General features: G+C 51.0%; 20 protein-coding genes. 7 read left to right on the top strand and 13 right to left on the bottom strand.

Going from position 1 to position 22,362, the window contains the following annotated elements; all coding sequences use genetic code 11:
- The first annotated feature begins 2 nt into the window (after positions 1-2).
- Positions 3-1,214 (top strand): polysaccharide deacetylase family protein, encoded by a 1,212-nt coding sequence (locus ACJMNB_RS08715; RefSeq protein ID WP_405341482.1) that lies wholly within the window; start codon positions 3-5, stop codon positions 1,212-1,214.
- Positions 1,215-1,307: 93 nt separating this feature from the next.
- Here ACJMNB_RS08715 and rbr read toward each other — a convergent pair whose 3' ends face one another.
- Positions 1,308-1,847: a rubrerythrin gene (gene rbr, locus ACJMNB_RS08710; protein ID WP_405341479.1), complete on the bottom strand. Its 540-nt coding sequence runs from the start codon at positions 1,845-1,847 to the stop codon at positions 1,308-1,310.
- Positions 1,848-2,115: 268 nt separating this feature from the next.
- Here rbr and ACJMNB_RS08705 point away from each other — a divergent pair, with 268 nt between their 5' ends.
- The 3 genes from ACJMNB_RS08705 to ACJMNB_RS08695 all read left to right on the top strand — a co-directional run bounded on the left by ACJMNB_RS08705 (position 2,116) and on the right by ACJMNB_RS08695 (position 6,131).
- The gene (locus ACJMNB_RS08705) at positions 2,116-2,949 is read left to right on the top strand and encodes a TIGR02147 family protein (RefSeq protein ID WP_405341476.1); all 834 of its coding nucleotides are present in this window, start codon (positions 2,116-2,118) and stop codon (positions 2,947-2,949) included.
- Complete coding sequence (locus tag ACJMNB_RS08700) at positions 2,942-4,258, top strand: hypothetical protein (protein ID WP_405341473.1); 1,317 nt, start codon at positions 2,942-2,944, stop codon at positions 4,256-4,258. Before ACJMNB_RS08705 ends, ACJMNB_RS08700 begins: the two co-directional genes overlap by 8 nt.
- 118 nt (positions 4,259-4,376) lie before the next feature.
- Complete coding sequence (locus tag ACJMNB_RS08695; RefSeq protein WP_405341470.1) at positions 4,377-6,131, top strand: 1-deoxy-D-xylulose-5-phosphate synthase; 1,755 nt, start codon at positions 4,377-4,379, stop codon at positions 6,129-6,131.
- Positions 6,132-6,148: 17 nt separating this feature from the next.
- Here ACJMNB_RS08695 and ACJMNB_RS08690 read toward each other — a convergent pair whose 3' ends face one another.
- Entirely contained in the window at positions 6,149-7,315 is a 1,167-nt protein-coding gene (locus tag ACJMNB_RS08690; RefSeq protein WP_405341466.1) for an SGNH/GDSL hydrolase family protein, read from the bottom strand.
- Positions 7,316-7,361: 46 nt separating this feature from the next.
- Between ACJMNB_RS08690 and ACJMNB_RS08685 the strand changes: the two genes are divergently transcribed.
- Entirely contained in the window at positions 7,362-8,021 is a 660-nt protein-coding gene (locus ACJMNB_RS08685; RefSeq protein ID WP_405341463.1) for a helix-turn-helix domain-containing protein, read from the top strand.
- Here ACJMNB_RS08685 and ACJMNB_RS08680 read toward each other — a convergent pair.
- The 5 genes from ACJMNB_RS08680 to ACJMNB_RS08660 all read right to left on the bottom strand — a co-directional run bounded on the left by ACJMNB_RS08680 (position 8,002) and on the right by ACJMNB_RS08660 (position 11,860).
- The gene (locus tag ACJMNB_RS08680; protein WP_405341460.1) at positions 8,002-8,391 is read right to left on the bottom strand and encodes a cupin domain-containing protein; all 390 of its coding nucleotides are present in this window, start codon (positions 8,389-8,391) and stop codon (positions 8,002-8,004) included. The genes ACJMNB_RS08685 and ACJMNB_RS08680 overlap by 20 nt on opposite strands.
- Positions 8,392-8,502: 111 nt before the next feature.
- Positions 8,503-9,063, bottom strand: a complete 561-nt coding sequence (locus ACJMNB_RS08675) for a fibrobacter succinogenes major paralogous domain-containing protein (RefSeq protein ID WP_405341457.1) — start codon at positions 9,061-9,063, stop codon at positions 8,503-8,505.
- 4 nt (positions 9,064-9,067) lie between these two features.
- The gene (locus ACJMNB_RS08670) at positions 9,068-9,511 is read right to left on the bottom strand and encodes a hypothetical protein (RefSeq protein WP_405341454.1); all 444 of its coding nucleotides are present in this window, start codon (positions 9,509-9,511) and stop codon (positions 9,068-9,070) included.
- Positions 9,508-10,410, bottom strand: a complete 903-nt coding sequence (locus tag ACJMNB_RS08665) for a hypothetical protein (protein WP_405341451.1) — start codon at positions 10,408-10,410, stop codon at positions 9,508-9,510. Before ACJMNB_RS08665 ends, ACJMNB_RS08670 begins: the two co-directional genes overlap by 4 nt.
- A 127-nt stretch (positions 10,411-10,537) precedes the next feature.
- Positions 10,538-11,860 carry an aspartate kinase gene (locus tag ACJMNB_RS08660; RefSeq protein ID WP_405341448.1) on the bottom strand — a complete coding sequence of 441 codons (1,323 nt, stop codon included), beginning with the start codon at positions 11,858-11,860 and terminating at the stop codon, positions 10,538-10,540.
- A 233-nt stretch (positions 11,861-12,093) separates the two neighbouring features.
- On the opposite strand from ACJMNB_RS08660, the gene ACJMNB_RS08655 reads away from it, so the two are divergent.
- Positions 12,094-13,194, top strand: coding sequence for a hypothetical protein (locus tag ACJMNB_RS08655; RefSeq protein ID WP_405341445.1), 1,101 nt, complete (start codon positions 12,094-12,096; stop codon positions 13,192-13,194).
- Positions 13,195-13,336: 142 nt separating this feature from the next.
- Positions 13,337-14,239: a sigma 54-interacting transcriptional regulator gene (locus ACJMNB_RS08650; protein WP_405341442.1), complete on the top strand. Its 903-nt coding sequence runs from the start codon at positions 13,337-13,339 to the stop codon at positions 14,237-14,239.
- On the opposite strand, the gene ACJMNB_RS08645 is transcribed toward ACJMNB_RS08650, so the two are convergent.
- The 6 genes from ACJMNB_RS08645 to ACJMNB_RS08620 form a co-directional block, all read right to left on the bottom strand.
- Positions 14,236-15,180 carry a PorV/PorQ family protein gene (locus ACJMNB_RS08645; RefSeq protein ID WP_405341439.1) on the bottom strand — a complete coding sequence of 315 codons (945 nt, stop codon included), beginning with the start codon at positions 15,178-15,180 and terminating at the stop codon, positions 14,236-14,238. The two genes, ACJMNB_RS08650 and ACJMNB_RS08645, sit on opposite strands and share 4 nt — an antisense overlap.
- 66 nt (positions 15,181-15,246) lie before the next feature.
- On the bottom strand, positions 15,247-16,677 hold the full coding sequence (locus ACJMNB_RS08640) for a glycosyl hydrolase family 5 (RefSeq protein ID WP_405341436.1): 1,431 nt from the start codon (positions 16,675-16,677) through the stop codon (positions 15,247-15,249).
- Between the two features lie 24 nt (positions 16,678-16,701).
- Entirely contained in the window at positions 16,702-18,297 is a 1,596-nt protein-coding gene (locus ACJMNB_RS08635) for a glycosyl hydrolase family 5 (protein ID WP_405341433.1), read from the bottom strand.
- Between the two features lie 279 nt (positions 18,298-18,576).
- Positions 18,577-19,983 (bottom strand): phosphopyruvate hydratase, encoded by a 1,407-nt coding sequence (gene eno / locus ACJMNB_RS08630; RefSeq protein WP_405341430.1) that lies wholly within the window; start codon positions 19,981-19,983, stop codon positions 18,577-18,579.
- A 113-nt stretch (positions 19,984-20,096) separates the two neighbouring features.
- On the bottom strand, positions 20,097-21,653 hold the full coding sequence (locus ACJMNB_RS08625) for a glycosyl hydrolase family 8 (RefSeq protein WP_405341427.1): 1,557 nt from the start codon (positions 21,651-21,653) through the stop codon (positions 20,097-20,099).
- A 198-nt stretch (positions 21,654-21,851) separates the two neighbouring features.
- Positions 21,852-22,316 carry a hypothetical protein gene (locus ACJMNB_RS08620; RefSeq protein WP_405341424.1) on the bottom strand — a complete coding sequence of 155 codons (465 nt, stop codon included), beginning with the start codon at positions 22,314-22,316 and terminating at the stop codon, positions 21,852-21,854.
- Positions 22,317-22,362 lie beyond the last annotated feature (46 nt).

Below are 22,362 nucleotides of genomic sequence, written 5' to 3'. Positions count from 1 at the left end.
AAATGAAGGCCGTTTTCAAATCCGTAGCATTTATGTCGATGATGGGTGCCGTGGCTTATGCAGGTCCCATTACCACTGTCCCCTGGGATGGTCACCCCGGTGCCGTTTCGTTCACATTCGATGACAGCGAAATTTCGCAACTGAACAACCTCGGGGAATATTTCGAAAAGAACCAGGACATCAAAGTGACGTTCTTCATGACAGGCGGCATGAATGCCGGAAACCAGTCAAAGTACTTCCCGATGGCCGAGAAAGGTCACGAAATCGGCAACCATTCCAAGACACACGCTGACCTGACCAGTTCCAACAACCTGAAGGGCGAAATCACCGACTACAAGTACGACCTTGAACAAAGAAGCGGCGCCGAAGTCGTTGCATTCGCAACACCCTACTGCTATTACAACGACGCCGTAGAAGCGGAAATTGCGAAGGCACACATCGTCAACCGTAACTGCCAGGGCGCAACCAAGTACAAGTGGGACGAAGAACCCGTTTGGGAACGTATCAGTTCGGACTGCTATCAGGGCAATACGCAGCAGTCCAAGGGCAACATGAGCGAAGCCAAGCAGAAGAACGCCTGGACGGTGCAGTTGAACCATGGCGTGGATGGTGCCGGCTTTGGTTACGGCATCACCCCGTCGGACATGATTTCCATTATGGACGAGGCCAAGGCTCAGGGCCTGTGGCGCGCCCCGATGGGCCGCGTGGCAGCTTACTACCGCGCACACTTCGTAATCGACAAGGCGACCTCCACAAACATCGATGGTGGTTTCAAGGTGACTTGGACATCGCCGCATCCGGCCATGCCCAAGAGCGTACCCCTCCGCGTAAAAATCGAAGGTGCCGATGGCAAGACCGTGAAGCAAAAGGGCACGGAAATCCAGGCCGAATCCGACGGATCCTATGTCATTGAATTCATGGACCTGGAACTGGAAGTGGTTGGCGCCGCTCCTGTTTCCAGCAGCAGCGAGGCTCCGACCTCTAGCAGCGTCGAAGAATCGTCAAGCTCCACTACCGCCATCGCCCAGCATTTTGAATGGGCTAGCCAGGAACAGACAACCTTCGCCGTATTCTCCGCAACAGGCGCACTGGTGAAATCCTTCACGGCCACTTCTCAGTCTGCGGAAGCTTCCTTCAAGGTCATGCAGATTCCGCATGGAACATACTACCTCAAGGATCTCAAGTCCAGCTACATCAAGAAAGTCGTGAAGTAGCCGCAACACAAAGCTATCCAACCAACGAACCTTGCAATAACAAAAGTCGTCCACTAAGTGGGCGACTTTCTTGTTTTCTTTAAAGTGTCTCGACTAGTAGTTTTCAGCGGTCACTTCGAAGAAGGACTGCGGGTGGGCGCACACCGGGCATGCAGCCGGGGCCTTGGTGCCCACGACAATGTGACCGCAGTTGCGGCATTCCCACACCTTGACTTCGCTCTTTTCGAACACGGCAGCGGTTTCCACGTTCTTGAGGAGAGCGCGGTAGCGTTCTTCGTGGCGCTTTTCAATGGCAGCGACCATGCGGAACTTGTTGGCAAGGGCCTTGAAACCTTCGGCTTCGGCAGTCTTTGCGAAGTCTTCGTACATGTCCGTCCATTCGTAGTTTTCGCCGTCAGCAGCAGCCTTCAGGTTGGCAGCAGTGTCGCCAATACCATCGAGTTCCTTGAACCAAAGCTTGGCGTGTTCCTTTTCGTTTTCGGCAGTCTTGAGGAACAGTTCAGCGATCTGTTCGTAGCCTTCCTTCTTTGCGCAGCTTGCAAAGTAAGTGTACTTGTTGCGAGCCTGGGATTCGCCTGCGAAGGCGGCCTGGAGATTCTTTTCGGTCTGGGTTCCGGCGTACTTGTTTGCCATAGTGTCCTCTTTGGGTTGCGGACCCTTTATTCCAGGGGTCCCTTGTGTCTCGGAAGAATATACACTTTTTTTACCACGCGAAGCGAAAAAGCACAAAAAATACTCCCTTTTTTCCAAACATCAAAAAATACGCAATGATACACAACGTATCATTCCGGTTAAAATTCTGCATATTTAGCTCAATTTTTAACGTTTTTTATTCAATTTTCCGATTTTTGTATCATTCAATCTATTGGATTATCCGAATTTTCTAGGTAGATTTATAGACATGAAGCCGATTACCGAATACAAGGACTACCGCAAGTACATGCAGGACTTCTACGACGAGCGCAAGCGTACGGGGGCGTTCTCGTGGAGGGAATTTTCGAAGCGGGCCGGGTTCAGTTCCCCCACATACCTCAAGCTGGTTTGCGAAGGAAAGAGCGGGCTTAGCAAAGTCAAGATGAAGCAGGTTTCCAGGGCAATGGACCTCACCGGATACGAAGAGGAATACTTTTCACTCCTCGTGGTGTTCGCCAAGGCCACCAAGGATGCCGACAAGAAGGCGGCCCTCCTCGAGATGGAGCGTATCGCCCTCGAACACAGGGTACGCGTCATTGACAGCGAGACATTCCAGTATTATGAATCCTGGAAGTATCCCGTGATTCGCGAACTTGCCCCAATGATGCCGGGAGCACAACCGCGCGATATCGCCGAAGAATGCAAGGAATATGTTTCCGCCGAAGAAGTCCGCGACATCCTCTCCTTCCTGGTGAAAGCAGGTTTCCTGAAGAAGGACGGCGACAAAGTTTATTCGCAAACGGAGAAGGCCGTCATCGGTTCGCCGGAAGCGCTGCCCATCGCCATCCGCTCAATGCACAAGGAAATGGGCAACATGGCGGTACGGGCGGTAGACCGTTACAAGGCAAGCGAACGGTATTTCACCGGAATGACCATCGGCGTGAACGAGAGCAACTACGCACGCATTATCGCCGAAATCGAGGCCTGCGCCAAAAGGATCGCGGCCATTGCAAACGAATCAGAGAATTTAAACCAGGTTTACGGGCTAAACTTCCAGCTTTTCCCGTTTACAAACAAGATTGAAGGAGAAGAACATGATTAACTTCAAACAGAACGCTTATGTTGCAGGAGCGCTCGTTCTTTGCACGCTTGCAGCCTGTTCATCAGACAGCAACCCTTCTACGGCCGGCTCCACAACCATTCCGAACGCTATGGCGGATGGCGACACGATTCCCCTCGAAGGAAACAAGCCCATCATTCCTGAATTATCCGGAGTCTACGGAAGCGACGATTCTACCCTCTATAAAAATCTTATCACATTCAAGACAGAACCGGCTTCTTTGAAGAGCGGCGTAGACAACCTCGACATCAACGCCTATGAAACGGAACACGGAGCGACGGCGACCTGCTCTGGCAACGACCAGTCCTTCGAAGCCCAGTTCAAGATAGCTTCAAGCTACATCCTGAAAACATTGGTGATGCATAACGTGGCTGCTTGCGACAGCATCCTTCAGGATTTCCTGAGCTCGTGCAACAAGAACCCCCAAATCATAGCACAGGATGGTCGTTGCACCACCGAAGGCAACTTGTACGCCTACTGCGCCGATTTCGGGAACTACACAACGGAATGCTCCGAAACGAGACCGGACGGCACAAGCAAATGCCATATAGTACCGGATTCCACGGCAATTCTCGACACGAACATCGTTATCCAGGAATTCGTGAAAAAATCCGAAAATGCCTGCACCGATATTACCGCCAACAAGTTTGTCGCATCGGACTATTATCCCGTCAAAGACTACTGGACTCCCGGACATAACCCCATTGACCATCTCGACCTAAGCCACGTTGGAGAACCTATCGACACAGCTTCGTTCACTCTTGAAAAATACGCCGCGCAGTTTACCGGACCGGAAAAAGTATACACGTTCGATAGCCATATAATCGCACGGCGCATCTTGCCATCCAGCGAGGCCGCCGTCGACTCGGCAACCGGCGTCACCATCAAGATGCCCACTCCTGCAGAAGTCGCCAAATACTTCCCCATGACATCTTCCATTGCCGGAGAAAATTTCAATCCCGAATTTTGCAACATATATACTGTCACTATACCGGCGTTTTTATCCGTGGCCCAGATCCCTACGGGTTTCGAAGAAGACTACTATAATAGCGTCATCATGCTTGATTATATCTTTGCAAGCGGTGACTGCAAAAAGGATGATTCTGACTTCTCCGAAGTTTTTCTCGTAAAGGATTGCGATGGAATCATCGACGAATATTCCACATTAGGCGGGGATTTCATCGAAAACGTTTCATGGGATTCTTCATGGACATGCGATGAGAACGGTGTACCCCCGGGCAGAGAAAACTGGCCTGATGGTGAATGGTACCGCGCCGACTTGCGCCAGTGAAGATTCTGATAGTCAAGTTTACTGCGAGAACCAGAAATTGCGATTTTCAGGCGTCTCAAACAGGCGGCAAGGTTGTATATTTATAAAAGATATACAACGAACCTAATGACGGTACCTTATGTTAATGAAGAAAATCGCATCTCCCGCAGACGTGAAAAAAATGGACATGGATTCGCTCAAGGAGCTGGCGGAAGAAATCCGTACGGCCCTCTTGAACAAGATTTCACAGTGCGGCGGGCATTTGGCACCGAATCTCGGGTTTGTGGAAGCAACGATCGCCCTGCATTATGTTTTCGATTCCCCCACAGACAAGATCGTTTACGATGTATCGCACCAGAGCTACACCCACAAAATTTTAACAGGGCGCGCCAAGGCGTTCCTGGATCCCACAAAGTACCATAGCGTCACAGGTTACACCGAACCCAACGAAAGCGAGCACGACCATTTTATGGTTGGGCACACTTCCACATCGGTGAGCCTCGCCCTAGGCCTTGCCACCGCCCGCGATATCCAGGGCGAATCGGGGAATGTCATTGCCGTCATCGGCGACGGATCCCTTTCGGGTGGCGAAGCCTTTGAAGGTCTTGACAACGCAGGCGAATACGCGAAGAACTTTATCGTGGTGGTAAACGACAACGAAATGTCCATTGCCGAAAACCACGGCGGACTTTATGCAAGCCTTGCGGAACTCCGCGCTTCACAAGGCAGCAGCGAAAATAACTATTTCAAATCCCTGGGTTTTGACTACCTGTACGTAGAAAGGGGCAACAGCATCGAATCGCTGATTGCAGCATTCAAGCTGGTAAAAGATTCCACCAAGCCCGTGGTCGTTCACATTCACACCCTCAAGGGCAAGGGCTACAGCTACGCCGAAAACTCCAAGGAAGGTTTCCACTGGGCGGCCCCCTTCGACATTCCTACCGGCGTGGTGAACTGGGGCAACGGGGAATCCTACAGCAACATTCTCGGCGAATACCTGATGGAAAAAATCAAGGCCGACCCGAAGGTGGTCGTGATTCATTCCGCCGTGCCTGCAGGCATCGGATTCTTTGCAGACCGCCGTAAAGAAGCAGGCAAGCAATACATTGACGTAGGCATCGCCGAAGAACACGCGGTCGCTCTCGCTTCGGGACTTGCCAAGGGTGGTGCAAAGCCCGTCTACAGCACCCACAGTACCTTTATCCAGCGCACCTACGACCAGCTTTCACAAGACCTTTGCACAAACAACAACCCGGCAACGATTCTTGTGACCATGTCGGGTGCCGACGGCATGAACGACACCACACACCTGTGCATCTTCGACATCCCCATGATGAGCAACATCCCGAATCTGGTATACCTCTGCCCCACCTGCGTGGAAGAGGCTATCGCCATGATGGACTACGCCATCGACCAAACGGAGCACCCGGTCGCAATCCGAATTCCGAATGGAGTGACGCACCGCAATGCACAATTCGACAAGGACTATTCTACCCTGAACACCTTCAGGGTTGACAAACTCGGAAAGAAGGTGGCACTTATCGGTCTCGGCAGCTATTACACCCTAGCCGAAGAAGTCGCCGCGGAGCTTGCAAAATCCGATATCGACGCAACTATTATCAACCCCCGCTTTGCCACAGGCGTCGACGTCAGCACTCTTGAAAACCTGAAGGCAAACCACCAGGTGACCGTCACTCTGGAAAACGGCGTAGTCGATGGAGGCTTTGGCGAAAAGGTTGCCCGCTTCTACGGAGCAAGCAACATGCGCGTTCTAGTGAAAGGCCTCAAGAAAGAATTCTACGACAAGGTCCCCTACGGCGAACTCATGGAACGTAACCGCCTAACGCCCAAGCAAATCGCAGAAGACGTACTTGCTGCGTTGAAATCCGCCTAGCAGCAAGCTGCAAAAATCTATTTCAGCAGTTCTTCGGGAACGCATTCCGCCATGGCCTCGTAGGCCTTGGCGCTGGGGTGCAAATGGTCACCCGAATCAAAGTTGTCGGCAAATCTTTTCGGATCGTCGTGACCGCGAACAGCCTTGTCAAAGTCAACGCAGCCATCGAATTCGGAAGCGGTTCTCAGCCATTCGTTAAAGGCCATGCGAATAATGTCGCGATTTTCGTTGTAGGTGCGCCAACCGTAAATCGGGAGGAGCGTTCCGCTATAAACCTTGAGACCGAGTTTTCTGGCGTGGGTAATATACAGAGAACGCACGCCGTCAATCAAGTCCTTGGCCGTGGGCATATCGCTCCAGGGGCGGAACTTGTTGACTTCAACACCGACCGGGTGAATGATATCGTTAATACCGTGCTGCACAATGACCGAGCGGGCTCCGGCCACATTCATTTCGATGGGGAATCGCGTAGCACCCTTCAAGCCATAAGCCGCATAAGTAATGCAGCTGTATTCCCGCAAGATTCGCGTACCGCTTACGGCACGGCGGATGATAGCAACGTTGTTGAACCCTTCGCGGGCACAACGCAGCGTCAAGTAATCCGGCCAGTCCTGCGCCGTAATGGAATCGCCAAAGCAAACCAATGCGAAGTTCTTCTCTTCGGTCAGAATGTCAACAGTATTGAGGAAATAAATCCAATTGGTTTTGCGCGTGAGGTCATCGGGAAGGTTTGCTTCTTTTGCAAAATTCCCGTAGCTGTACTTGCCGCCAGAAAGGGGGCCCGTAATTGCTGTGCCGGCGTTCATCTGCGTGAAGTCGCCGAAGTACATGCTCACATCAAACGTTTCGCCAGCAGTCACGTCGAAGGCGATTTCGTCGCTCAAGATTTCTTCGCCCGCAGGGATTGTTCCGGAGGTATCGCCACCGAACGTGATGGGAGTCGGCACATAGAATTGCGCGGCATCAACTTGGGACTGCGCGGCCTTCGCCACATAGGCCTCGGTAATCGTCACGGGCTCGGTGCCGGTAAGGTTCGAAAAATGGAACCGTAACTTATTCCCCGAAAAGCAGGCGCGAATCGGGTAGCGCAGCGTTAAATCTTTTGCGTAAGTCGCTTCTTTGCGGTCTGTAATAGAGGTGGCGTTGCCCCAGCAAGCCACCCATTTCGAAAACTTTTCTGGCATGATTCAAAAATAGCTAATTTAGGGTCACTTTTCTAGATGGCGATAAATGTCCGAGATTTCGTACAGCAAAAAGAACGAGAATATTGAATGCGTCCGCTACAAGGACTGGTCGAAATCGTATCCGCCCCATACCCATACGGGCCATTTGACCGTGGGCTATGTCGAAGAAGGCGCCATTTGCCTAGTAATCAACGGCGTTGCCGAAAACTACGGCGCCGGAGAAAAGTTCCAAATTCCGCCAAACGTGTTGCACGAAATCAAGACTGTCGATGGCAAAAGCTATTCGATGGTGGTCTTGTGCATTGCCATTGACAACGCTACTGAAGAATCCTTCGGTAACAACTACGAAGATGCTGTCGCTCGCTTAAATGAACTGCGTAAAAGTATTCTCGAAAATCCCGAGAACATTTACCTGATAGAACAGATGGCACACGATGCATGCATCAGCCCGTTCCACATGATTCGCGAATTCAAAAAAGCCTTCGGACTTACACCGCATCAGTTCCAGATGCAATGCAAAGTCCGCAAGGCGCAAAAACTACTCGCAGAAAAAAGCGCGTCCGAAGTGACTTATGACGCAGGGTTCTACGATCAAAGTCACATGGACAGGTGCTTTAAAAAAGTGGTCGGTCTCTCGCCTAAAGAATACAAGCGAGCCGTAAAAACGGATTCCGACTCAACAGATTCTAGCACAACGCCGGAATAAACTTTGCAAACAAGTAAAGCCCTTCTTCGCCGGCATTCACTTCGTGCGGGACTTTTGCGGGCATTATCGAAATCACTCCAGGTGCGTATTCCAGCTTGGCTCCGTCATTGACGCATGTGCCGTGCCCAGCAATCACTTCGTGGGTTTCCAGCTGGGTTTCATGAATGTGATTCTTGATGCTTTTATTCGGAGCGATGCGGACCAAGTGGTAGCTGAACGTGCCACCTGTTTCTTTCGAAGTGATAATATGCTTGAGCTCCACGCCTTCGAAAGTCGGATGCCTGTTCCAGGCGAGATCCTTGAACGCCTTTGCATCGCCGGGGAGTCTGAGTTCGCCGTTGTTGAATTTTTCAAAAAGTTCTTTTTCCATAATCATATCCTTTAATGAATCGTGAAACCGCGCCATAAAACATGTTTCGCGGCTATACCCGAATTCTATATAAAGGGTTTATGGAAAAATTGGATAAAATTGCTTTTCGAATTATTTGACGCAACGCACGGAGCGGCCTTCGTCCTTTCCGTAGGCGTTCAGACTTGCTGCCGGCACGCTAAAATCCAGGAGCAAATAGTAAGCGAGCCCATCGGGAGATTCCGATGCACTCCAGAAGTGGGCGTAACCACCGATGCCGTCGAACTTGTTGGCCGAACGGGAAAAGCCCGCAGGGAGTCCCTTGAACCCGAAATCGTCGGAGCCGTCGCCCTTCTTGAACCAGCCACTCGTTGACTTGAGAGCCTTTCCTGCAACTTCTGCACCACCGGCGCTTGCTACGAGTGTCGCAAAGTCGGTGCTGTCCGGGAGCCGCCAGCCTTCAGGGCAAACAACGCGGGCTGTTTCCCAAGTGTAGAGACGCCCATATTTGGAACAGTTGCGGTTATCGCCCTCGGGGCACACGCTACCCTCGGCTTCGTAATTCAAGTTCTCGGCCATCCATGTCTGGGAACCGACTTGTAATACATTGTAAGACACGCCGTCACGTGGGTCGGTAAAGGACTCGGAACAAGCGGCAAAAAAGACCATCAGAAGAAGTGCAAATAGAATCATCGACCTACCAATATTCATCAATCGCTTTATCTAGATAATGCGAAGAAACCCCCGCACCGACAAGGCCCACAGAAAAAGAAATCCCAGAGCCAATAAACATGTACTTGCTATAAGGCTGCGACTGAACCAGTCCATACACAAGCAAAGCCCCACTCACTCCTCCGAATACATACGCAAAACCCATAAGCACACTCGAAACCTTGGCAGAGCTTCTGGAATGCTCATTTTCAAGCAAAAGTTGCGTCACCTCAGACAATTCTACAGTTTTTCCATCTACATAGTATTCTTTGCCAAGCCCAAACAAGCCAGAATCATAATATATATGATGGTGCTCAGCCACAACTTCTTCTGTATCTTCTTCCTGGAACGAGTCATCTGTAGATGCAGGCATCAACTGCGCAAACAAAGCGCACGAAAGCAAAAGAATCAGTTTAAGTATTTTGCTCATGAACGTTTAATCTTTTGCAAATAACGTTTCGTTTGTTCCGGTTCAACAAAGAATGCTGCAACGCAAACTGCTATTATCGGGTTGATAATCGAATTGACAATCGTATGCACAATCACAAAAATTCGCGCATCTTCCGGAAAATACCCTGCATTGATATGTTGGAAACCTCCCACAAAAAACTGGACAAACATCAGCAAAGAGCAAACCATTAAAATAAGCGAATTCTTTTTCACAAGGGCAAGAATGCCACCCAACATTGTTGCAAAACTAAGCAAAGCTAGCACGTAAAGAGAAACAGGGCTGGAAATCATAAGGAGAATACTATTCAAACCGACCACAAGAAAACTCAACGCGCAAAAACGATACAAGCCTAAATTAAAATGTTCATCAACCTGCGCATCATTAATTTCTTCAGCATGTCTTTTGGGTCGAATAAAAAATGTCGCAACGGCAACGACAATATTGAGGTTAATAAATAAACATGCGATTAAACCAAAAATACTTTGTGTCCCACCTACAGAACGAAGAGACATCAAATGCCCTACGAAACCCAAAGCGATAACAAGTAGAGCCGCTATTTTTAAAGCGATTACGTTCTTTTTGACAAGTGCAAATATACACAACGCTAAAGTACTTACAAACGGAAGAACGGCGAGCCCTACCGGGACAATCACACCAGATACGACAAACAACCCAATCATCGCAATTATATCTTCAAAAGACGAAGTCGTAATCGTTTCCCACAGCGTCGACAATCCCCCGTCTCGCCCAACCATAAACAACATGTTGCTTACCATACTGAGCACATTTACAATCAGTATTATCGCACATATCCTAAGCAGCGCCCAATTGCCATTGAGACCTGGTTTTTCTGCCACTTTATGTTCTCCTCCGTTCATTCAAAAAACTCCTATTGCAAAAATACAAAATAAAACACCCCCGGCCGTTAAGGTCGGGGGCGTTTCATAATGGATTGCTTCGTGAGATCCTTCGCGACATTCGTCGCTCAGGATGACGCCGATGGCGTCACTTCACGAAGGCGCCGTAGATGGCCTTGATGGCCTTCTCGGTATCGGCTTCGTCAACACCAGTGATGATGTTGATCTGCGAAGAACCCTGGTCGATAATGCGAACGTTCACCTTGTTGTCGGCGAGAGCGGTAAAGAGCTTTGCAGCCACACCGATCTTGTTCGTCATGCCATGACCCACGGTAGCAATCAGCGAGATACCCGGGAACACCTTGATACGGTCGGGGCGCATCTGCTGCGTGATGTCTTCGAGAACCACATCCTGCACGGCGTCGAGGGACTTGGAGTCCACCACGATGCTCATGGAGTCGATAGCGCTCGGGCAGAGTTCGTAGGAAAGGCCTTCGCTTTCGAGCACGGCGAGCACGCGGCGACCGAAGCCCACTTCCTTGTTCATCATGGACTTTTCGATGTAAATCATCGAGAAGCCCTTACGGCCAGCAACGCCCGTAATCGGGAGCTTTGCTTCTTCCGGAGTGGGGCCGATGATGGTACCCGGATCCTGCGGGCGGTTCGTGTTGCGGATATTGATAGGAATTTTCTTGGCGCGGCACGGAGCGATAGATTCGTCGTGGAGCACGGAAGCGCCGGAGTAAGCGAGTTCGCGGATTTCGCGGTAGCTCACGTATTCGATCGGCAGCGGATTTTCGACGATGCGCGGGTCAGCCATGAGCATGCCCGAAACGTCGGTCCAGTTTTCGTACTTGGCGGCATCGATACCGTTGGCAAGGATAGCGCCCGTGATGTCGGAACCGCCACGGCTGAAGGTCTTCACTTCGCCACGGAGGTTGCTACCATAGAAGCCCGGCAGCACGTAAAGCTGATTTTCGTCGGAGAGGGTCTTTGCGATATCTTCGTAGGTCTTCGGCGTAATGCGATACTTGTCGTCGAAGGTAATCAGCGGGAAGGTATCCACAAAGTTTGCGCCCAGGTACTTGGCCATGAGGCGTGCGCACAGGAACTCACCGCGGCTCACCAGGAAGTCGGTGCTGACGGATTCGGGGTGGTTCTTGAGCTTGTCTTCGAGGCTGTCGAGATCTTCGGTGAGCTTATCACCGAGGCCGAGATCGTTGCAGATTTCGTCATAGCGCTGACGGATCAGATTCCACGGGGTCGAAAAGTCGAGGCCCTTGGAGGCGAGGTCGTAGGTGCTGTAGAGGAGGTCGGTAAGCTTGGTTTCCTTAGGATTGCGCTTGCCGGGGGCGGAAACGACGATGACCTTGCGGTTCTTGTCGGATTCAACGATGGCCTTGATCTTCTTGAACTGGCCTGCATCGGCGACAGAGCTGCCGCCGAACTTACATACGATTCTTTGACTCATTTTTTCCTTTTGGGCCACCAAACCTCTCGGCTTCGAGCGCAGCCGCTTTCCTCGCGACCGTCGTGCCCAAGCCTACCCATCTGGCCAGCCACTTGGTTTTTGTGTCTATGTCTGCACGGCATTTTACCGTTGCGGGGTAAATTTAGCAACTTGAAATCACGGTGTCTAGGGTTTTATTTATTATATTCTAGCGGAAATACCCAATTACTGCTCTTATAAGGAAGGGAGAAAATATGAAACATTCTTTATTCGCTGCCACTGCAGCCTCAGCATTAATTCTGGCCGCTTGCGGTGACGACAGTTCCTCGGCCTCCACCTCGTACTCCCAATCGGGTTCGCTTTATGTGGACGAGGCCCAGCAGCTACTCGTAATAACCACCGATCCCTTTTCTATCGACCAATGCGTCGTAACCCAAGCAGGCCTCGCCTGGAAATCTATCTCGCAACCCGGCGATGTCGATTCCGCCAAATATTCATTCCTCGGCGATACATTGGTACTCTTGGATATCGACGAAGGCGAAACTGACAACTATGGAGACCTGTTTGTGGGCGGCTCCGCCGGCAATATTTACGGAACCTGGACCAACCTTCCTTGCAGTTACAACAGCAGCACCGGCGAAAAGATGTGCTACGAAAAAGAGGCCCGTTACATGACGCGCACCCTTAAGCTCAGCCAGGGTAAGGCCACGGCCAGCATCGAATACCATTTTGACGTCTATCTTTCTGACATCGAAGCTGTGGGTTACATGAAATCCTACTTCATGAAGGAACTGTACAATGCCCTGAATGGCGGGTATTATTTCGATGGCGATGCGAACGATATTTTCGATGTATACGAAGATGAAGATTATGAAACGCTCACGAGAAGTATCGAAAAAAATAATGTCCAAATCATAGAAGAGACAAAGACAAGCCAGACCTTCAAAATTGGCGAAAAGACCTATACCGTTACCATCAACAAAGCTGACCAATCCTTCAAATTCAACTACAACGCCTATACCGATGAAGATATCAGTATCGATGTGACCGACGGCGTCAAAACCTGCAATGCCTACACCATAAGAAAGGTCGTGGATAATAGCCTTTGCAAGGAAGAAAACCTGGAACACCTTAAAATCAACAATGACCCAGATGAAGAATTCGCCTACGCAACATATTACAGGATCAACAACGACGTCGAATTCGAAGAGTGCATCAAGAGCATCGCCGTGGCACAGAACAACAACACATACGGCGACGACGCCTTGTACAAGAAAGCCGACGACAAGAAGGAAGCTTTCAAGAAGCGCTCCGAAAAGCTGCTCCGCAAGATGATGAAGTACATCGAAAAGTAAAATTCAATTTCCAGCTTTCCAGAAGCCACCGACCACCAACAGGTGCCGGCGGCTTTTTTGTAAAAAAAAGCGCGCGAATGTAAATTATTCGCGTTTTCGGTATTCAGGGCCTCTAAAAAAGCGTGTATAGTATAGAGGCTCTATGAACAGACACGAATCCCTATTACGCATCGCGGCAAGCTCCGACATTTCGGTGCTACTGCTCGGCGAATCCGGCTCCGGCAAAGAAGTCGCCGCCCGCTTTATCCATGCCCACAGCAAGCGCTCGGAAGGCCCCTTTATAGCCCTCAACTGCGGAGCCGTGGCCAAGGGACTTTCCGAAAGCATCCTGGAAGGTCACCACAAGGGCGCCTTTACCGGCGCCACCGAAGAGCGCCAGGGAATCGTGCGCTCGGCGGCCCACGGCACCCTCTTTCTCGACGAAATCGGCGAGATGCCACTGGAAATCCAGTGCAAGCTCTTGCGCATTCTGCAAGAGCGCTCCGTCATGCCGCTCGGCAGCTGTACCGCCCTCCCCGTAGACTTCCGGCTGGTCTGTGCCACCAACCGCGACTTGCGTTCCGAAGTCCGGGCAGGGCGATTCCGCGAAGACCTCTACTTCCGACTGAACGTGTTCCCCATCAAGATCCCGCCCCTGCGGGAGCGCGAGGATTTCGGCCTTATCGCCCAGGAAATCTGGAAAGAAGTCGGCGAAAGGACTACGCTTACCACCTTCGAAATCAAGCTCCTGGCACGCAAGGAATGGCCCGGAAACGTCCGACAGCTCAAGAACGTTCTGCAGCGCTATTCCCTGCTCAAACCCTACGACATAACCCTGCCTAAAATACTGGAAGAGGAATTTTGCGAGTGCGTCGAAACCGGTTCTGTCGCCGACACCGCCACCCTTTACAACACGGGGCCTACCCGCCGCAACTCCATCTCCCCCGAATGGAGCCTGATCTATTCGGAACTTTCAAAAAACAAAGGCAACAGAAATGCCACCGCAAAAAAATTAGGCATCAGCCGAGGATGCCTATACTACCAAATCAAGAAGCACGGGAGCTAGAATCTCATGCCAAGAGTCAGGTAGTGATACCCGCCGTCAAAGGCCTTCTTGGGACTGTAGCCGTAATCAAAGGTAATCATCCCAAAATTGAAACCGATACCCGCACTCACGCCGTCTTCGGTATCGGGGCGAGCCGCATAACCCACACGCAGCAACAGTGTCTGCATGTAATCGAGTTCACCGCCAAAGCGCCATTCGGGATCCTGCATGTCGGCACGGCGGTAGGCGTCGGCAGACACGTGAAGGTTCCATTCGCTTTCCAGGCTAAAGAGCTTCGCTATGGGCAGAATGCCCGTAACACCCGCCTGCAAGGCCATGGGAGCGGTTTCTTTTTCGCCATCGTAGTCGCTCATGTAACCGAAGTTCGTGAGCGTCGCGCCAAAGGCAAAATACTCGTTCACGTGGTAGGCGCCACCCACGTCGCCAAGGACAGCAATCGCCGTTTCGTCGTCGATGGTCTGCTGGCTAAAGCGTGCAGAAAAGGCCCAGTTGAAAGCCTTGTCGCGGTTACCGAGGCCCGCCTGGAGCACCCAGGCATAGGCACCGTAATCGGAAGTCTTGAAACCTTCCTCGTCGCGGCCCTCGATTCCGTCGTAGCCTAGAAATTCAGCACCCGCCGAAAAAGTCAACGGATAGTTAAACGCCGCAAAAGGGAGCGCCACGTAAGCCGTCGTGTAATCGTCGGCCGTATATTCGGGGAAAATAATGTGATTGACACCCGCCTCGGCTTCGGCTACGCCGTTCATCGCCAGCGGATTCCTCGAAATGTCAGAAGCACTGGTAGCATCAGCAACGCCCGCACCCGAAAGGGCAGCCGTCCTGGCCGACGCATGCATCGAAAGGTACTTCATAGATACCGCACCCGCATCTACATTCCAGTGCTCCCCGGCAAAAGCAAGGGAACCAGCAACGAGACTTAAGGCGAGGATCTTCTTATTCATGCCTACAAGATACAAAAAGAAACCCCGCGAAAAATCGCGGGGCTTGCATATAATCTGAAAATTTGATTAATTCACGTCGCAACCGGCGCTCGGATTTTGCCATCCATCTTCTGCGGGGGCTTCGCCCGCCTTCCAGCAATGGAGCGTATCGAGTACGTCGCCTTTCTTGAACGTGGACCAGTCTTCTACTTTCTTGATGTTGGTTGTCGTAGAAGTGTTGTATCGGGTCATGTAATGATCGATCAAGTACTGCGGGCATTCCACTTCTTCGATGTAGTAAGTCGGATTGTCGGCAGCCATGTACCAGTCAGCAAACCAGTTGCAACCGCGCAAAAGGTTCGGGAGGCCGGCGTCACCGAAAGCCGCTTCGCACATATCCTTGATACAAGTCTGGTAACATTCCAGGGAACCTTCGGTACCGCAGTTTGCTTGTTTCTGGCATTCCGTAAGGAACCCGCCAAAACCAGCACCCCAGTTAAAATCGGCACCCTTGTTCACCTGGGTAGAGAGAGCATCAAAGGCGCCCACGCCGCCACCCGGAACCATCAAGTCGAACTGCCCCGCAGGCAAATCCGCGTCACCCCCAGAGACATCTCTACCGATGTTAGAGGCCATCACCACCAGGTGCTTGCCCTTAAGGGCCTTATGAGTCGCCTTGGGCGGGTTGTTTTCCATTTCGTGTTTAAAGTGACCATCATACTGCAAGTGATAGCATCTACCGCACTTACTGTCGGCAGTGCCCGCAACGTATGCATAGGCAAGAGTGTCGTTCACGGCAATAGGAGCCATGTCTGTGCAGGTGAACACGCCCTTTTCCTTTTCATCGCCGCAGGCGCTTCTGGTACCTTCGTAGCCGAGCCAAGACCTACTGACATTACCCAAGGTAAAGGTGGGGACTTCTACATCGTGAATGTTGCAGTTACGCGCCGTGGCAAGGTCAGCGAGATAGGCCTCATCGGAAGACAAATCCGCACGAGTTGTATCGTTTTCGCTTTCCCTAAGCCAAGAGCAATGCGGCTTGCAGGCATCCCAGTAGCGGGTGTTCCAGCCACGTCTTGCCGTAGCGCTAATGTCCTTGGTGTATTCAGCCGAAGGTGCACCGTAAGATTCAATTGTCGGGAATCCGTCGGGACCCAATTCCGGATCCGTATTCACAGAACTACTGCTTACGGTAGGTCCGGTGCCGGCACTGGATGTAGGATCGTTCGGATTTGCGCCCGCACTAGACGTCGGATCAGCCGGATTCTGTCCGTTGTTTCCTGCGCTAGATGCCGGATTATTCGGATCCTGGTTATTGCCGTCGGGCGACGAATTCGGATTCTGCGAATCGACCGAATTGATTGTACCATCCGAAGGATTCGGGTTATCGATTACATCCGTACCAGGTTCATAACCCGTCTGGTCAGAAGCGTTATTCGAAGCAGCATCATCACCGCAAGCGCAAATCATGGCGACCGCGCCTGCCACAACCATTGACTTGAACAGTTTACGTTTCATAAATCCTCGTTACGGGGCGTAGGACTAGTAAGACTTGGCCTTGTCTGCAGCCAACTGGTCAGGATCGCAGTGTTCGCCCTGAGCATTGGCAGTTCTGGAGCAGGCATCCGTCGTAATGAATTGTCCGTCACCTTTATAATTGTCCCACTTTTCAGAGTAAAGGATATTGGTTTCAAGTTCCAGGCTGAGGGTTGTCCGGTACTTATCCACCAAATACTGGGGGCATTCCACTTCTTCCCAAACGAAGGAAGGATTGTCCGCAGCCTCGAAGAATGTGGCAAGCCACTTGCAACCACGATTCAGGTGAGGCCACACAGTGGAGTCAAATACAGCTTCGCACTTTTCAATCACGCATTCTTGGTATTGTTCCTTGGTAACTTGCCAGTAACCCAGTTTCTGCATGCAATAGCTCAGGACACCACCATTGTTGCTACCGAGTTCTTCTGGAGTCTTGCCAATCTGCGTAGAGAGTGCGTTAAAGATACCGACGCCGCCACCGGGAACAAGCAGGTCGAACTGGGTACTACTAGCATCGACATCATGACCAATATTGGATGCCATGACGATCATGTGCTTGCCCTTGAGAGCCTTATGCGTGTCCTTTACATCCGGGCCACCATCACCCATATTGCTGGTGCTGCCATCATACTGCAAGTGGTAGCACTTGCCGCAACCCTGGTTGCTGGGGCCAGCCACGAAGCCATAGGACAAGGTATCGTTCACTCTAATGGGAGCCATATCGGTACAAGTGAAGGAACCTCCAGCGCCAACTTCACAGGAGCTGGGAACACCTTCCATGCCCCACCAATACCTCTCCAGGCCCTTGCTCAATGTGAACGTGGGGATTTCAACGTCATGGATGTTGCAGTTTCTTACCGTGTAACCTGCAGCTGCATATGCGGCCTGGCTGGAAGTATCAACATTATCCATCCAACTGCAGTGGGGCTTGCAGGAATCCCAGTAGCGGGAGTTCCAACCCTTTTGGGTCGAGCCTTCCGCCAGAAGGTTCTTATAGGCAGCGACAGGGTATTTCTTGATATCTTCTTCGGGGTTGCCACTCGGCTTGACAGGCTCGACACTGCTAGAACTGTTTTCTACAGGTTCGGTGCCAGCGCTAGAAGTCGGGTCAGTCGGATTGGAGCCCGCGCTAGAGGTCGGATTCGTACCGCCTGCACTAGAAGTCGGATCGCTCGGATTCTGGCCGTTGTTTTCTGCGCTAGAAGTCGGATTGTTCGGATCCGTAGCTTCAGACGACGAACTGAACTTTTCGATCGTACCCGTATTCGGATTGATAGTCGCATTGGCCGCACAAGCAGTCAGGTTTGCAACATCTACACCCGTTGCAATAGGGCTGCCGTTCAAATCCATGACAACGCCCGTAGCGGAGTCATAATAACCATACGGTTGGCCTGCAGCATCGGTTACGTTACCATCAGTATAGATGACCACGTCAACTACACCCGTGTTGAAAATCCATGCGTCTGCAGTCACGACTGCCTTTGCGCACGCGTTGTCTGCAATCGGAGTTGCAGGATTGCTCGAAGCGGAATCATCGCCGCAAGCACAAATCATGGCGACTGCACTGGCCGTAAGAATGGACTTGAACAATTTACGTTTCATAAAACCTCTTTTTATACGCCAACCCCAATATTGGCAATTTACTTTCTAAAAAATAAATTCTGTACCCCGAATTTCAAAGCAAAAACAGCATTTTAAAACATTAAATGTTCCCGAAATGTGCGCAAAATACCAATTTATGAGCCCTACGTCACGCATTTTTACCAACCGGCCCTTTATGGTCGCTCTTGTACGCAAAAACAGTCCGTTAAATTAATTTGTACATAAAGAAAAACCGTCCCTTTGGAGGACGGCTTTTCTTAGTAATTCTAAAAGGCTAGATTACTTCTTGCAACCCTTCTTGCAGGCGCACTTCTTAGCAGGAGCGGCAGCCTTGCGCGGGTCACCGGCGTAGACAGCAGCCTTGCCGAGTTCTTCTTCGATGCGGAGGAGGCGGTTGTACTTGCAAACGCGGTCCGTACGAGAGAGAGAACCAGTCTTGATCTGGCCAGCGGCAGTACCGACGGCGAGGTCAGCAATGAAGGTGTCTTCGGTTTCGCCAGAGCGGTGAGAAACGATCGGAGCATAGCCTTCGTTCTGAGCACGCTTGATAGCAGCGAGAGTTTCGGACACAGAACCCACCTGGTTCACCTTGATGAGGATAGCGTTGGCGATGCCAGCCTTGATGCCTTCGTCGAAGATGGTCGGGTTGGTAACGAACAGGTCGTCACCCACGAGGTTGATCTTGCCACCGAGCTTGTCGGTCATGACCTTCCAGCCAGCCCAGTCAGCTTCATCGAGACCGTCTTCAATGGAGAAGATGGAGTACTTGTCGATGAGCTTTTCATAGAGCTTCACCATGTCGGCAGACTTGACAGTCTTCTTGGTGCTCTTCTTGAAGGTGTAGGTTTCCGGCTTGCCAGCCTTGGTGTTCTTGTCGCAGAATTCGGAAGAAGCAACGTCAAGAGCGATCTTGATGTCAGTGCCGAACTTGTAACCGGCATTGGTCGTTGCAGCCTTGAGGGCGTCGAGAGCCTTTTCGAGAGTCATCACGCCAGTGATTTCGTAACCGAACTTGTTCTTAGCCGGCTTGATAGAAACGCCAGGAGCGAAGCCACCTTCGTCACCAACGGTGGTGTCGAAGCCGGCCTTCTTCAGCACAGCCTTGAGGGCGTGGAAGATTTCGGTGACCATCTGGAGGCCCTTGGAGAAAGTCTTGGCGCCAACCGGAGCGATCATGAATTCCTGGAAGTCGATCGGAGCGGAGGAGTGAGCACCGCCGTTGATCACGTTGCACATCGGGCACGGGAGCGTGAGCTTCTTGGTGCCATGGAGCTTGGCGATGTACTGGTAAAGCGGAAGGCCAGCATCCTTAGCGGCAGCAACGCAAACAGCCATAGAAACGCCGAGGATAGCGTTTGCACCGAGCTTGTTCTTGAGCATGCGGTTGCCGTCGAGAGCGATCATAGCGTCATCAACTTCGGTCTGCTTGGCCGGATCCATGCCAATGATCTTCTTAGCAATCTTGGTGTTCACGTTCTTCACTGCAGTGAGGACGCCCTTACCGAGGTAGGTCTTCTTGTCACCGTCGCGGAGTTCGCAAGCTTCGCGTTCGCCGGTGGAAGCGCCGCTCGGAACAGCAGCGTGACCGGTCACGCCGTTTTCGAGGGTAACATCAACTTCGAGAGAGGGATTGCCGCGAGAGTCGAGGATCTGGCGGGCAACAACGGATTTGATTTTAGAAGCCATTTTTTAGCCTTTTGTTTAGTGTGAGATTTTATGCGTGCAAAGATAGCAAATTTTTTAAATAAAAAAATCCCCGCCCAACTGAATGGGCAGGGACTTATGGAAATTGGAGAATTTTACTTCACCAAAACTTTCTTGCCGTAGTAGGCGCCGTGATTGGCCTTGTTGGCATCATTCACCTTGCAGCCCTTCAGGTCGTAATTGCGAATAGTCTTGTATTCAAGAGAACGCGGGGTCATGCGGCCAATAGCATTCGCAGCAGGCTTGACAGTTGCCTTGTAGAGCTTGCAGCCTTCGAAGTAGTCAACCTTGTCACCGTCACTGTAGGTAACGCCATTGATTTCGGTTTCGGTAATGGTCTTTTCTTCAGATTCGACAGTCGGCTTCGGCTTCCAAATCTTGAAGTTACCGCTCAAATGAAGCATAGCGAGGTAGTGCACCAGGCCATCGTAGTAACGATACTGACCGGTCATGAGTTCCGTGTCCCAAGCCAGCTGGAGGTTCTTCTTGATCTTTTCTTCAGAACCCGAAGTACTTCTCAAGGCAATGGCTGCGACAGCGTTTGCGCCGGCTTCACCCTGCGTGTAGCTTTCGTCAGCACCCGTGCCGTCCCAGTTAAAGCGGGCGTGCTTGTAACCATCCTTTTCAAAGAAATTGATAATTCTCGTAGCCATTTCAATTTCTCTGGTGGAGTCAGCACCGAACAGGTAATAGTCCATACCGAAGTTCATAGCGCAACGCATGGCGTCGTACATATACTTGGTCGAATTCGAGTTGTACGAATAAGACTGCGGCTGACCATTGAAAGCACTGTAGTCAGCGAACAAACCGGAGCTCGTATTGGAAGACTTGTAAAGGTGATCGCGTGCTGCAGATACTGCTCTAGTCCACTTGTCCGTGTCTTTTTCTGCCCAGCGGGAGAACAATTCCAAGTATGCCGGCAAGTCATAAGACGGGTCAGAGAAATCGTTACCGTTGCCAAGGGGCTGGAACACGATAATGTAGTTGCCCTGGTTGAAGAGCTTGTGGTTCGGGTTGTTCCACATCTTGTCCATGATGTACAGAGCATCCTTTCTGTATTGGTCATCGTTCCAGCGGTTCGCTGCGAACAAGAGGGACATCATGAAATACATTTCACCATCCGGTGCGCAGTTATCATCGCCTTCGTAACCGCTATCGTTGCGCTTCCAAGCAAAGTAACCGTCCCAGTCGCCACTCTTGTGCCACATGTGGTTCTTGGCCCAATTCCAGAGCTTGTCGAATTCTTCCTTGTGGTTCGTCTGCACGGCAATCATCATGCCGTAAGACATACCTTCAGAACGTACGTCGTTGTTATTGATATCCTTGATGTAACCTTCGGAACCTTTATCGAAAAAGACCTGGGAATTTTGATCACCCTTGAAGTAGTGCTTCCACATTTTGTCCATTTTTGCCTGGATTTCTTCGTCAGTCTTGCCCAAATAGGTCTTGAACGGGCTGGTGTAATTACCAGTGTAGTAAGCACCGTTCAGCTGGCTTCCATCCTTTTCGCAATCCGGGCCATAGTAGGCACCGTTTTCGTCAAAGAAGGTTCCTGCGTAGGTTTCTGCGGCCATCGATGTAGTGGCAGCAAAAGCGCTCAAGCAAGCGGCAGACGCCAAAATGCCTGCATAGGATTTAAGGATCTTATTCATTTTCACTCCCATTAGTGTTGTTTTCCCTTTACCGCAAAGATAAATCCCGCTGTATACAAAAGCAATAAAAGTCCGACTATTTGCGTTGTACGCTTTTAAACGCCTAAATTTGGGCAAATTCGCCAATTCCGTGTTAGAATTTATGTCTACAATAAAAAAGCCCGCCGTAGCGGGATATTTCCTCTAGTATAATTCTTGCTAAAATTTCGATTTCTTGCACATGTCAATGGCTTCCTTCATCGATTTTAGCTGGTTCTGCTTGAGCCTTTTGTAGCGAACCCTTTTCTTCCCCTTGTAGAACGCCATCCCGGCAGTCTTCCGCGCAGCGTCGTCACCCAGTTTCTGGACCATGCTCTCGGGGAAATTTGCCGGCAGCAAGGTTTCCTTGACCAATATGTTGTTGCCCAGGGCATCATAAAACGCCTTTATACCATTCGCCGCTTTCATCTCTAGATAAAGCCAAAGTGCCTTGCGGTCCCAGCCGATGTAGTTTCCGTTCGCATCGATGACAAAATCCAGTCCGAACTCCGCTTTGCACCCTCCCGGGGAAGATTCACCTCTAAAGCAAGAATAGTATGGTTTATTCCACGATTTCTTCTTTTCAAAGTCACTTTGGCTTGCATAACAATGCCCATATGCGTCATCTTTGAATTCATTGTGCAACAATCGCTAAGCAAATCACAATCCAAAGAAGCTTCAATCCACCCAT

The organism is Fibrobacter sp. (genome assembly GCF_045131395.1).
Classification (GTDB): domain Bacteria; phylum Fibrobacterota; class Fibrobacteria; order Fibrobacterales; family Fibrobacteraceae; genus Fibrobacter.
Note: the sequence above shows the minus strand (reverse complement) of the source record. Positions and strands in the feature narration are given on the sequence as shown.